Origin of the sequence: Caballeronia sp. GAFFF1 (assembly GCF_023630705.1) — a bacterium.
Classification (GTDB): Bacteria; Pseudomonadota; Gammaproteobacteria; order Burkholderiales; family Burkholderiaceae; genus Caballeronia.
On sequence record NZ_JALQEM010000031.1, the window covers coordinates 268,554 to 281,528 of the forward strand.

Here is a 12,975-nt window from a genome sequence, read left to right on the forward strand (position 1 = left end):
GTCCGCTCTCCTCAAACCGATGCCGTATGCGATTGCGCGTCGCGCGCGCCGATGCGCGCCGCCACTTGCGCGCGTCCGCCCGACTGCATCCATGTATCGGCACGGCGCGCGTACTGGATCACTTCGCTGATGTCGGAGTCGAAGCCAAAAAGGCGATACGGCAGGCCGAGCGAATCGCAGGTGTCGCGCAGCGCGGACATGCCGCGCACGAGGTTGGGACCGCCGCGTCCGAGCACGACATAAAGCGGCGTCGGTCCATGCTCGCTGAAGTGCTCGCGCAGCGCATCGGCCATCGCGCGCAGGGTTTCGAAGATGTCGGTGTTGTTGGACTTGCCGCCGATGATGAACAGCACATTCGACTGCTTCAGCCAGTGTCGGAAGCAGATGCGCGCCACTTCCTTCATCTTTTCGTACGGAGGATTGCCGCCGAAGTCCGACGAGATGATCGCCGCATCGCCGAGCATTTCGGTGACGAGCGAGTTCGCGCCGCCGCCGAACGTGGGCGCGAGGATCGTGCCCTTGTCGTTGATCACGTAGACATCGCTTTGCCCCTGGTGCGTGCGCAACTGATTGATCTCCTGTTCGAAATCCGAGTAGTCGGCGGCGAACAGATGCGGTGGCAGGCCGAGCCGCGAGAAGCGTGGATCGTCGCGATCGAATCCGCACTTAAAGTCGCATGCGACGGGCGTGAGACGTCCCTTCTTGTCCTCGCGCATGCGGATCGGGTTGAGTTCGAGCGTCGTCATCCCGAAGTCGTGGAACAGTTCCCAGAGCTTCGGCAACTGCTGCACGAGCGGCGAGATGATCTCGCGCGGCGCGCCGATCTCGCTCAACGCATTCGCGACGACGAACGCCTTCAATCCGGTCAGCGCATCGAACGGCACCATCGCGACGTGCTTCGGGTCGACTTCCTCGATGTCCATGCCGCCCATGTGCGAAAGCGTCATGGTCGGCGCGCGGAATCGCGTGGAGTCAGTGATTGAGAAATAAACTTCGTGCTTGGCCGGCACGCCCGCTTCGAACGTCACCCCGTTTGCCTTGGCTTTCACATGACCGACGGCGTGTTCGGCGAAGTACAGTCGTTCCTTTTCGGCGAGCGCCGTCTTGAGATCCGTTGCGCGGCCGAGCAGGCCCGCTTTGCCCTTCTTGCCCACGCCACCCTTGAAAACCGGCTTGATGAATATCTGGCCGTGTCGGTCGATGAGCGACTTGATCTCTTCCTCGCTGGCGCCCGGGCCTAGCACTTCGCTCGACGGAAAGCCGACGAATTGCAACAGGCGCGTGCCGTGCAACATTCCGGTGATCTGCATGTGACGTGTCTCCTGATTTTGAGCAATGACGGATGAAGCGGATACGGAAGGTCCATTGACTCGCTGCGGCAGGCGCGAGATGCACCGCTGCCGCTAGATGCGCTCGAAAGCGGCGGCAGGACTCAAGTAGCGAGATGGAATACGCGAGTTATGCGTCGATGACTGTTGACGGCAGCCGCGAACGGGCGTGCACTGGGATGCAGCGAAACGCTACTCCGCGCTTCGTGCCTGTCTCCGACGCGTTCTCTTTTATGAACGTCTTGAGATCAGATACTTGCGCAAGAAGGTTAAAACAAGAAGTGCAATTTTCGGAAGCATTGATGTTCGGACGTTATCAATGCGGAGAAGCGGCGTGGAAAATCAGTGCGACGACTCGAGTCAACGTCGAGTCGCGTCACAAGGTCGGCCCCGCGTGCACTTGCCGGCGCATAAAATCCAGCGAAAGCCGGGTTTCCCACTTACTCACTTCAGCGATGCCGCAGCCGTCGACTGTGCGTAGTCCTCGGGCAGCGAACTGGACCTCAGCACGTTGTCCGGCAGATGCTGCGCGTCATCCTTCGATACGGCCCCTACGAACTTCCAGCCTGACGGCATCTTCACGAACGTGAAACCCGTCGGTTGATCCACGAACACTGAATAAACAGGGCTCGCCGGTGAGGCGACAGGCGCAGCACTGCTTGCGAAAGTTGTGATAGGCGCAGCAATGACGAGCGCGGCAGACAAAGCGGCAATAGACGTTTTCATGGAAGCTCCAAAGACCTGGTTTATGTAACGATCGACACATATAGTAAATAGCGCGCGCAATAAGGTCCAGACATTTTGTGACGCTCAACATATAATTGTGAATTGCATGCACGTCATCAATGCCGCCGCGTGCAGCGGGACCGGGAGACAATATGACGCTAGACAGGCAGCGCCCAATGGAAGAGCCCAAAAGATCGCGTGGCCGGCCGCGCGCTTTCGATCGCGATGCGGCGCTCAGGCGGGCAATGGAGGTGTTCTGGGCCAAAGGCTTCGACACCTGCTCGATGTCCGACCTCGTCAATGCCATGGGCATCAATTCGCCAAGCATCTATGCCGCCTTCGGCAGCAAGCAGGAACTGTATCGCGAGGCGCTTGCCCTCTACGCGCGCGAGGAAGGCGGCGCAGCGGTTCGGCAGTTGCACGCGCATGAATCCGTGCGGGACGCGCTACGCGCGATGTTCCGCGCGAGCGTCGTACTGTTCACGAGCGGTCAGGCCCCACGTGGCTGCATGATTTTTCTCGGTGGCATGTCGGTTGGAATCGAGCACGCCGAACTACGCGACGAATTGCGCGCGCAACGCCGCAACGTGGCGCGTTCGATCGCCGCGCGGCTCAAACAGGCGCGCGAGGAAGGCGAACTCGATGCCAACGCTAACGTTCAAGCAATCGCCGCGCTCTGCATGACGCTGATGGGAGGTTTGTCGATAGAGGCTCAGGACGGCGTGCGCCGCGCGTCGCTGTTCGCCGCGATCGATGAATTCATCGCCGGCTTGCCGGTCGCCTCGGCATAGGAATAGGGTGCGCCATCGCGCTGACGATGATCTGTCTGCGCGCTGAACTCCCACCGTTCACGTCATTGGACTAACCTGGAGCACGCCGCTGGAAGCGAACGTCGAACGGAGACGGCAAGTCCATCACTTGCGCGGCTGAATGGTTGCCGCCGCAATTCCCGCTCCGGCGAACGCGCACGCAGCCGCGACCAGCGCGACGGCGCGCAGCGCGTCAGCGATGGCGTCGGCGTCTGCCCGTGCGACCGGTAACGCATATCCATCGCCCGCCGCTGTCGCAGGCTCAAGACCCGACTGCAACGACGTCGTGGTCACACGTGCATTCTGCGGCACGTGCAACGCGTCGAGCCGCGCCGACAACGCCGCGTGGTGCGACCACACGAACACAATGCCAAGCACGGCAATTGCCAGCAGGCTAGCCACGCGCGCGACAGCGTTGTTGATGCCCGACGCAATGCCCGCGCGATCGGCCGGCACCGAAATCATGACGGTCGTGGTCAACGGCGCGACGGTGATCGTCATCCCGAGGCCGAGCACGGCGAGCGCAGGGAAGAATCCCCCCCAATAGCTGCCGCCCGCAAACGGCAGCGCCAGCATTGCGAAACCGAGTCCCGCGACGCCTGGCCCCACTGTCAGCAGCAAGCGTGAGCCGAAGCGGCTCGTCAGACCACCGGTAAAACGCGATAGCAAACCGATGATGACGGGCGCCGGAAGCAGCGCCGCACCCGCTTGCGTTGCCGTGTAGTCATGCGCGCGGATCAGCGTGAAGGGCAAGAAGAAAAATACGCCACCGACGCCGAAGTAGAGCAGCAGTGTCACAAGATTGGCGCCTGCGAAATCACGCGAGCGAAAGACGTCCAGCGGCATCATCGGGTGACGGCTTCTCGCCTCGATCCGCACGAATGCGGCGAGCACGACGAGACCGGCGCCGAGTGCGGACAGTACGACCGGATCGGCGAACCCATGCGCGGCGGCGTCGGTCAGACCGTATGTGAGCGCGGCAAGTCCTGCTGCCGCGCACAGCGCGCCGGGCCAGTCGACTTGTCGAGGCCCATTGAGCTTGTGGCTATCGGGCACCGACAAGACGGCGAGCGCAATCGTCACCGCTGCAAGCGGCACGTTGAGGAAGAAAATCGCTCGCCACGACAACGCATCGACGAGCCAGCCGCCTGCTACCGGCCCCACTGCCGATGTAATCGCGCCCACGCCGGCCCACGTGCCGATTGCACGCCCGCGGGCTTCCCCTTCGAATACGGCGCCTATGATCGCGAGACTGCTCGGCACGAGCAATGCGGCGCCGATGCCCTGAAACGCGCGCGCGACGATCAGCGCATGGACGGTCGGCGCAAACCCGCAAGCGGCCGAAGCGAGCGTGAACAGCGAGATGCCTGCAATGAAGATCGTGCGGCGGCCGAAGTGATCGCCCATGGACCCGCCGACCAGCACGAGCGACCCGAGAAAAAGCAGGTATGCATTCACCACCCACTGCACTGCCTGGACGCTCGCGCGGAAGTCGGTCTGAATGGCGGGCAGCGCGACGTTGACGACCGAGCCGTCGATGAACGCCATGCTCGACCCGAGAATCGTCGCCGCGAGCGCGAGACGCGTGCGACGGCAGGGACGGTTCACTCTCGTCGGCTGCGAGCGAATGAAAAGCTCGTCGCACGGGCTTCCCTGCGCAGGCACGGCGCACGGCTTTTTCGGCTCACTGTCGAGCAAATCCCGGTTGACCAAGTTGCCCCCCGCTCCCATCGATGATGAGTAGCATAACAATGTGGGGCGACCGTGGGCATCCATGAAGCGCTTGCGTCAGCAAAGGCTGGAGAACCGGCCGCTCGAATGACGTGCTAGCGAGTCGGACGAGGGGCGAGTTTTGGTTGCTCCCCAACGGCCGCTTCATGAGACTCCAGTTTGCAAAACCTCGGTTCGACTACTGACCACTTCAGAGACGGCTGTCTAGTCGAACCGCAGCGCCGTTTTTGCGCGCACCATCGTCGCCTGTTTCTGCTTCGCCAGGACGCTCAACCAATCGACGTTCTGCTCGTCAGTCAGTTCGACTACATGCAGACGCTACGAACTGCGAATCGTCGCTCATCAGCGAAAACTGCGTTCACCCGACTGATGCCGGCTACGCAGTGAAAGCCAAGCGCACGATGGCTATTGTCTCGCCGGTCTTCGCGCAAATGCTTCGGGACGTCCAGTTCGACGTTGCCCGCAACGTCACCACGAAATAGCCTCGACAGCGGCGGCGGTGCTTGAAGATGGGACCGCCCCCCGTCTGCAGCTTGTCGGATGCATCGTTGGCCTGCGTGAGCAATCACCGCGCACAAGCCTTGAAGATGATCGAGCGCAAAGGGAACCTGCGTGCTGTCCAGCGCGACCCAGTAAAAGCCCGCAGGCGTCGCGCCGACGAAGCTGTACCGAGCAGTCGCAACTAGAAGCGTGGGGTGACTGGCCGCATCGGGGACGTTCGACAGGCGCAGAAGCAGCTTGGCCGCACATCCGTCAGCATGAAGGACCACTATGTGCGCAATCGGCGCGGCGACAACGTGAAGCCCACTCGATAGGGATTTTCCGGAAACGAGTGCATCTTTGCGGAAATCGGAAGCATGAATGTCGAGTGCACTCACCACGCTGTGAGGCTTGTGGCGGAAGGCAGCAGGAGTCGAACCTACATGGGAGTGTCTGACACCCCCAACTGGGTTTGAAGCCCAGCCGCACCACCGGATACGAATGCCTTCCCCGGCTGAAAGAAACGAAGTGCACGATTATAGCGGCGGAACGAAAAACGCACCCGTCAGCGCGCATCGTCGCCGGACTGCCCCGGCGTGCGTCGGCGCAGAAGACGATACGCGCAGTACAGCAACGCGACGAGCGCGAGCAGATCGATGACGGTCGCGCCATGCATCTGCAATTCGACCAGCGCGACGTGCAATTGCCGCTGGAACAACGCGCCGCCCAGCACCCAGAACGCGGACCACGCGACAATGCCCGCCGCATCCCAGAGAAGAAAGACGAGCGCGGCGATGCGCGTCGTGCCCATCAGCGGCGGCGTGACGAGTCCGAGTCCCGGCACGAACTTCGATATCGCGATGATCGGCGCGCCGTACCGCTCGAAAAGCTCGCTCGTCGTGCGCATGCCGGATTCGATGGCATACGAGCGGCGCGCGAGCGCGGCCACGAGCCGCCGTCCGTAGATGCGCCCCGCCGAAAACCACGCGCTGTCGCCGAGCAGCGCGCCGCAGACCGCCGCGATCAGCACATGCGAGAGCGATAGCCGCCCGCTCGCGATCATCGATCCGGCGAAGACGAGCAGCGGCGCCGACGGCAGCGGCACGCCCAGCCGCGTCAGCAGCACGTTGCCGAAGACCGCGGCCGCGCCCCACTGCGCAATCGCTGTCGGAGGAATCTGGATCAACTGCCACCTCCGCGGCGCGCGCATCGGCATTCGCTTCGAAAGATCATTCGGGCCTCGACTGGACCAGCATCACCGGCACGCTGCCGCACCCCGCGCTGTTCGCAATTTCGATGCCGTGCCATGACGACGCATCGCCACGGTCCAGCGCCATCGAATCGACGCGCCGGTCCGGGCGCAACACATTGAACGGCCACGACGGACGGCGCAGCCGCTCATGAACGATCGAGCCGAGCCAGATAGGCGTCGGCGTCGCATCGGCGCCTTCCTTCAGCACATAGCGCGTCGGCCAGAAGCGCAGCACGTCGCGCTCGTCCGCGCCCCGACGCGAGCGCGTGAACATGAGCTTCGACGGCTCGCCGTTGTTCAGGCGCGGCAGCACCGGCAGCGCGGCCGCGGGCGCGTTCGGGGACACGACCGACATCACGCTCCTCATCGTCAGTCCCGGCGCTTGCGTCCAGCCGCGGCTCGACAGCTGCGCGCGGATCTCGGCGGGCGTCGCGGCCCACTGTACGGTGATCGGCTCGCGGCGGTCGCCGTCCATGCTCGAGCGGTAGCACGAAAAGGTGCGCCAGACGGTGTCCATCCACTGGATCGGCGTGATGACGACGGTCGGCGGCGGGGCGCTGTGCGCCTGCGTGTCGTCGCTCAACTGCAAGCCGACGCTCGCGCAGATCACGGCAAGGATCGCGAACGGCATCAGCGGACGGCGTCTGGGCTTGCCCGGATGCCGCCAAACAGCGGTCAGCGCGATGAGAAACACCCACATGGCCGCGAGCGCCGCGCTGCCGAGCGCGTCCGAGATGGTGAAGCGTCCGAAGTAGAGGCCCGCGAGCGCGATGGCCGTCACGATGCCCGATGTCGCCGTGGCGATGAACACGCCGGTCAGCATGCCCACGCGGCGCAGCAGCAAAAACGCCAGAAAGCCGTAAATGATGACGGCCGCCGCGAGATGCGGGCTCGGGAACGTGTGCTCCACCGGCGCGAACGACAGCGGCAAGCGGTGATGCGCCGTCACGCGAATCGCCGCGACGAGCAGTTGCGAGAACACGACCGCGACGACCCAGTACGCGACCGTGCGCCAGCGCCGCTCGAAAATCATCCAGACGATGACGGTCGCCGCGACCGCAAGCAAGGTCGGCGTGCTGCCGAGCGCGGCGGCGCCGTCGAGGATCGAATCGGCCCACGTCGAGCGGAACGACTGCAACAGGCGGTACGTCGAGACATCCACCTGCACGAGCGACGAGCCGCGCGCCACGTTCGACATCACATAGAAGAACGCCATTGCCGATGCGAGCAGCAACACGGAAATGGATACGATGAGCGAAGTCGCGGGATTCGCCGGATCGAGCGCGCGCGACACGATTCGCGCCGGCGCGCCGTCGTTGCACTGCGCCCACGCGAGCAGCTTTGCGCGCGAGGCGACGGTCCAGCCCTTCGCATGTCCCACGATCACGCGCGTCAGATTGAAGACGAACCAACCGAGCGCCGTCACGGCCACGAGTATGACGACGAGCCGGATCGACACCGCGCCCGCCAGCTCGATGGAAGCGCCGAACACCACGCCCGGCAGAATATGCAGCGGCGCCCAGATGAGCGCGCTCAGGACGTTGACGGCCAGAAAGCGCGCGGGCGTCATGCCCGACAGGCCCGCGACGACCGGCACCACGGCGCGCATCGGCGCCACGAAGCGCGCGAGCACCACGCTCTTCGCGCCGTGCGCGTGAAAATACCGCTTGCCCGCGGCGAGCGCGCCCGAATGGCGGCGGAACGGCCACATCTGCGCGATGACATCGGCATAACGCGCGCCGAAGCAGAAGCTCGCGGCGTCGCCGGCAATGGCGCCCGCGATCGCGCAGACGAATACCCAGCCGAGGTTCAGCGCGCCCGCGCCGACGAGCGCGCCCGCAATGAACATCGCGGTGCTGCCGGGCACGAAGGTGCCGATGAACGCGACCGATTCGAGAAACGACGCGAGCAGCACGACCGCGAGCGTCCATTCCGGATGGCCCGACAGCAGATGCAGCAGCGCGTAGTAGGAATGCTCCATCGGTTCGCCTGGCGCAAAAAGCGCAGAGGGCGTGGCGGGAGCCGCTCAGACCGGCTCGTGCCAGCGGCTGTCGGTGCGCAACAGGTGAAGGTCGCGATGAAAGCGAGTGTAACCAACCCGGTCGAAGAACTCCAAAACCTGAATCGCGCGCTTGCGGCCGAGACCGCTTGCATCGCGAAACTCCGCTGCGCCGATGGCGCTGGCCGCACCATTGCGCGCGTGGGCACGTTCGGCCGCTAGTCGCGCTAATTCTGCGATCGCGGATCGCGAATAGAAGAGATCGCGCACGACCTGCAACACGTCGCCGCGCCGCGCGAGCTTGCGCAAGAGGCGCCGCATGTCGTCATCCTGCGCGCCGTGTTCACGCGCGAGGTCGCGCACCCACGGCGGGTCGAAACGTCCGCGTTCGATCGACGCCAGCACCGCCTGCGCGAGCGATTCTTCGGCCGCATCGAGCGCCACCGCATGCGACGGCAGATGCAGCCACGGACCGCTGCGCGCGACGGTCCCGCGCGCCACGGCGTCGTCGATCAGGGCGCGCCACAGCGCATCCGATGCGAGCGGCGCGGCCATGCGGCGCAGACGCGCGGCGTCGGGACCTTGCTCGTCGGGAAAGCGTTCGTGGAAAGCGGCGAGCGCGCTCGTGAGACGCGCGGCGAGCGCGTCCCAATGCGCGCCGGCGATGAAAAGCGCGTCATCGGGCAGAGGCACGCGGCGCAAGCCGTCCGGCAGCGCGACCGATGCTGCCGGACGGCCGCACAGATGCTCGACGAGCGAGCGCGGCAAGCCGTACGGCGAGTCATCGAAAAGCGCATCGGCGCGATGCGTGTCGAGCCAGGCGGCCAGCGCGTCGAGCCACGCGCGGCGCTGCGGCGTGCGGCGTTTGCGGGCGGGCGCGAACGGATCGAGCACGCGGCCGCCGCCCACGGTGCGGCTCGCCTGCGCATTGCGCACGATGAAGCGGTCGCCCGGCAGCGCGCACACCGGTTGATCGAAGACGAGCTGCACGCGCGCCGATTGTCCCGCCGCGAGCGTGTCCGCCTCCAGCAGCGCGACGTGCGCCACGCGATGCGTCGTGCCCAGATGCACATGCAACGGCGTCCAGTGCGCAAGCGTGAGCCCGGCATCGGCGAGCAGCGTGAGTTCGACGTCGAGCCGCTCCGACGCCTTCGCGATGCGCGCATCGACGATCCAGTCGCCGCGTGCGAGCGCATCTTTCTCGATGCCAGCGAGATTGAGCGCGCAACGCTCGCCCGCGTGGCCCGCCTGTGCTGGGCGATTCTGCGCGTGAATGCTGCGCACGCGCACTTCGTCCGCCGATTCGCGCGGCGCGAGCGCGAGCACGTCGCCCACGCTCACGCGCCCCGCGAACGCCGTGCCCGTCGCGATCGTGCCTTGCCCCGACAGCGTGAACACGCGATCGACCGCGAGGCGGAAGAAGCCATCGTCGCGACGCGCGCGCCAGCGCGCGGCGGCATCGCGCAAATGCGCGTCCAGCGCGGCCGCGCCGGGATCGTCGGCGGCGGTGGCGTTGGTGTCGAAGATCGGCGCATCGCAGAGCGGCGTCGGCGCGAGCAGCGTTCTAATTTGCGCGTGGACTTCGCGCACGCGGCTTTCGTCGACGCGGTCGGTTTTCGTCAACGCCACCGCGCCCGTCGCCACGCCGAGCAGTTCGAGGATCGCGAGATGCTCGCGCGTCTGCGGCATCACGCCGTCGTCGGCCGCGATCACGAGGAGCGCAAAGTCGATGCCGCTCGCGCCCGCCGCCATCGTATGCACGAGCTTTTCGTGGCCCGGAACGTCGATGAAGCCGAGCATGCCGCCATCCGCGAGCGGCACATACGCGTAGCCGAGTTCGATGGAAATGCCGCGCGCTTTTTCTTCCTTGAGGCGGTCGGTGTCCACGCCGGACAGCGCGCGCACGAGCGTGGTCTTGCCGTGGTCGATATGCCCCGCCGTGCCGACGATCATGCGTCTTCGCTCCGGCGCTGGCCGTCCAGTTGCGCGATAAATGCGGCTTCGTCGGCTTCCTCGAGACACCGCAGGTCGAGCCAGAGCGCGCCGTCCGCGATGCGCCCGATCACCGGCCGCGGCAACGCGCGCAGCTTGCGCTCGATGCGGTTCAGTTGCCCGCCGCCGCGCTTGCCGCTCGCGAGCCGTACGGCGAGGCCGTAGCTCGGCAGCACATCAACAGGCAATGCGCCGCTGCCGATCTGGCTGAACATCGGCTCCGTGGTCACGGCAAACGCGTCGCCCGCCAGGCGCTGCAACGCGGGCTGAATGCGGCCGGCGGCGAGGCGCATGGCGTCGGCCGGACGCGTGAGCAGGCGCAGCGTCGTGAGGCGCGCTTGCAGCGTCTCGGGCGTGCGATACAGGCGCAGCACCGCTTCGAGCGCCGCGAGCGTGAGCTTGCCGACGCGCAGCGCGCGCTTGAGCGGATGCTTCTTGATCTTCGCGATGAGATCCTTGCGCCCGACGATCAGGCCCGCTTGCGGTCCGCCGAGCAGCTTGTCTCCGCTGAACGTCACGAGATCGGCGCCCGCTTCCACCGTCTCGCGCACGGTCGCTTCGCGCGGCAGGCCCCATTGCGTGAGATCGACGAGCGTGCCGCTGCCGAGATCGACGGCAACCGGCAAGCCGCGCTCATGCGCGAGCGGCGCGAGTTCGGCTGTCGCGACTTCCTTCGTGAAGCCGGTCACGGCGTAGTTGCTGCAATGGACCTTCATCAGAAGCGCGGTTCTCGCGTTGATCGCTTCCTCGTAATCCTTCAGATGCGTGCGGTTGGTCGTGCCCACTTCGCGCAGCTTCGCGCCCGCGCGGCTCATGATGTCCGGAATGCGAAACGCGCCGCCGATTTCCACCAGCTCGCCGCGCGACACGATCACTTCTTTCCTCGGCGCCAGCGCGGACAACGTGAGCAGCACGGCCGCCGCGTTGTTGTTCACGACAGTCGCCGCTTCCGCGCCCGTCAGTTCGCAGATGAGCCCGTTGATCAGGTCGTCGCGATCGCCGCGCGCGCCGGTATCCAGATCGAATTCGAGATTCGCGGGACGCGTGAGCACGTCGGCCACGGCACGCACGGCTTCGTCGGGCAGCAGCGCGCGGCCGAGGTTCGTGTGCAGCACCGTGCCGGTCAGATTGAACACGGTACGCACGCGGCTTTGCGCGCGGCTCGCGAGCCGCAAACTCACGGCGTGGCCGAGCATCGTTTCCGTGAGCGCCTCCACGGACGCGCGGCCCGCCTGCGCGTCGGCGCGCCACGCATCGAGCGTCGCGCGTAAGGCGGCGAGCGTCTGCGTGCGGCCGTATTCGTCAATGAGCGGCTCGAACAGCGCCGATGCGAGCACGCGCTCCACCGACGGCACGCGGGCCATCAGCGCGCGCAGTTCGCTGCCGTCGCCGCCGGTCACGTCGCTCATCGTGCTTCGTCCGCTTGGCCCGCTGGGCCAGCTTGTGGCCCTTCGCTCGCTTCGTCCGATGCGCTCTGTTCGGGCCACAGCCACGGATTCGGCGCGGGGCGTCGGAAGCCCGCATCGCCCATCAGGAGATCGAGCGTCAGACTCGCGAGATCGTCGGCGAACGGCTCGAAGTCGTACGCTTTCTCCTGATAGCCGATCTTGCGATACGTGCCGCATTCGTCGCACGACTCCGCTTTCAGCGGCGCGTTGCGCGCGCGTTCGGCGCGGGCTTGCTCGTCTTCAGGGGTTTGCGCGGTGCTGGCTTCCGCGCCGTCCATTGCGTGATACGCGATTCCCTTGGTCGAATCGCAATTCGAGCACTTCGCGCGCACGACGTGCCACTCCGTCGAGCACAGGCCGCACTGCACGTAGCGATAGCCTTCGTGGACGCCGCCCACGCGCACGATGCTCGCCACCGGCATGGTGCCGCAGACGGGGCACACGCCCGACGTGTCCATGTACGGCACTTCCGCGCTGCCGATGCGGCTCGCGATGTCCGTCCACACCACTTGCAGCGCCGCGACAATGAACGGCGCGGCGGCAGGTTCGATCTCCGCGAAACGCAAAGCGAGGATGGCGTCGGCCTGCGCATCGAGCGCAGCGGCGGGCATCGCCCGCAGATGCGCGACGAGTTGCGCGAGCGGCGGCGTCAGCGCGCCCGCGGCCTCGATGCGATCGAGCAGCATGAAGAGCACGTCGCGCCATGCGGGATCGCGCTCGTCCGCGCCGAGCGCGGGAACGATGGGCATCGAGTGCTGCTGGTGCAGCGCGATGGATTCGCGCGTTGGCATCGGCGCGGTGAAGACGGCGAGCACATGCTGTTGCGCATCGGCGAGCGCGGCCATGAGGCGCAAATAGCCCGCGATGGGATGGCTCGCGTCCGCAAGCTGGCGCAGGCGCGCGGCGCGCGCGCTGAAAACCGTTGCGCGTTCAGGCATGCGCAGCCGTGGAATGGCCGACTGATCGAGTGCTTCGATCGATGCAGCGGATTCGAGTATGCGTTGGACCACTTGAGTTCGTCCTTGGAATGCTTCGGTGCTTTGAATGCGGCGCAAAAGCGTCGCATTCAAAAGAAGAATAACAGCTTGTCGGATAGCGTTCAGACGGCACGCGTCGGGGTGCGCCGCGTCGCGCGGATCGTGCTGCGCAAAGAAGAACCGCCCGGCCTGAACGAGGCGCGAGCGGTTCGGATCACTGGCTGGCGTTTCGT

At 65.7% G+C, this 12,975-nt stretch carries 10 protein-coding genes and 1 tRNA gene; 1 reads left to right on the forward strand and 10 read right to left on the reverse strand.

The genetic code is table 11. The annotated features are described in order from the left end of the window. Nucleotides 1-11 precede the first annotated feature (11 nt). Nucleotides 12-1,310, reverse strand: a complete 1,299-nt coding sequence (locus tag NCR37_RS18090; RefSeq protein ID WP_250474210.1) for an ATP citrate lyase citrate-binding domain-containing protein — start codon at nucleotides 1,308-1,310, stop codon at nucleotides 12-14. Nucleotides 1,311-1,772: 462 nt separating this feature from the next. Beyond that, nucleotides 1,773-1,937: a hypothetical protein gene (locus NCR37_RS18095; protein WP_250474211.1), complete on the reverse strand. Its 165-nt coding sequence runs from the start codon at nucleotides 1,935-1,937 to the stop codon at nucleotides 1,773-1,775. A 362-nt stretch (nucleotides 1,938-2,299) separates the two neighbouring features. On the opposite strand from NCR37_RS18095, the gene NCR37_RS18100 reads away from it, so the two are divergent. Next, nucleotides 2,300-2,845 (forward strand): TetR/AcrR family transcriptional regulator, encoded by a 546-nt coding sequence (locus NCR37_RS18100; protein WP_250474212.1) that lies wholly within the window; start codon nucleotides 2,300-2,302, stop codon nucleotides 2,843-2,845. 123 nt (nucleotides 2,846-2,968) lie between these two features. Here the strand turns inward: NCR37_RS18100 and NCR37_RS18105 are convergent, their stop codons facing one another. The 8 genes from NCR37_RS18105 to fdhE form a co-directional block, all read right to left on the reverse strand. Next, nucleotides 2,969-4,594, reverse strand: a complete 1,626-nt coding sequence (locus NCR37_RS18105; protein WP_250474213.1) for an MFS transporter — start codon at nucleotides 4,592-4,594, stop codon at nucleotides 2,969-2,971. A 305-nt stretch (nucleotides 4,595-4,899) separates the two neighbouring features. Beyond that, complete coding sequence (locus tag NCR37_RS18110) at nucleotides 4,900-5,472, reverse strand: hypothetical protein (RefSeq protein WP_250474214.1); 573 nt, start codon at nucleotides 5,470-5,472, stop codon at nucleotides 4,900-4,902. 16 nt (nucleotides 5,473-5,488) lie between these two features. Continuing rightward, nucleotides 5,489-5,584: transfer RNA gene (locus NCR37_RS18115), tRNA-Sec, on the reverse strand. A gap of 55 nt (nucleotides 5,585-5,639) precedes the next feature. Continuing rightward, nucleotides 5,640-6,260, reverse strand: coding sequence for a DedA family protein (locus tag NCR37_RS18120; RefSeq protein WP_250474215.1), 621 nt, complete (start codon nucleotides 6,258-6,260; stop codon nucleotides 5,640-5,642). A gap of 43 nt (nucleotides 6,261-6,303) precedes the next feature. Further along, nucleotides 6,304-8,307, reverse strand: a complete 2,004-nt coding sequence (locus NCR37_RS18125) for a VTT domain-containing protein (RefSeq protein WP_250474216.1) — start codon at nucleotides 8,305-8,307, stop codon at nucleotides 6,304-6,306. A gap of 45 nt (nucleotides 8,308-8,352) precedes the next feature. Next, nucleotides 8,353-10,278: a selenocysteine-specific translation elongation factor gene (gene selB / locus NCR37_RS18130; protein WP_250474217.1), complete on the reverse strand. Its 1,926-nt coding sequence runs from the start codon at nucleotides 10,276-10,278 to the stop codon at nucleotides 8,353-8,355. Then, nucleotides 10,275-11,726 (reverse strand): L-seryl-tRNA(Sec) selenium transferase, encoded by a 1,452-nt coding sequence (selA, locus tag NCR37_RS18135; protein WP_250474218.1) that lies wholly within the window; start codon nucleotides 11,724-11,726, stop codon nucleotides 10,275-10,277. Before selA ends, selB begins: the two co-directional genes overlap by 4 nt. Further along, nucleotides 11,723-12,775, reverse strand: a complete 1,053-nt coding sequence (fdhE, locus tag NCR37_RS18140) for a formate dehydrogenase accessory protein FdhE (protein WP_250474219.1) — start codon at nucleotides 12,773-12,775, stop codon at nucleotides 11,723-11,725. Before fdhE ends, selA begins: the two co-directional genes overlap by 4 nt. Nucleotides 12,776-12,975: the final 200 nt, after the last annotated feature.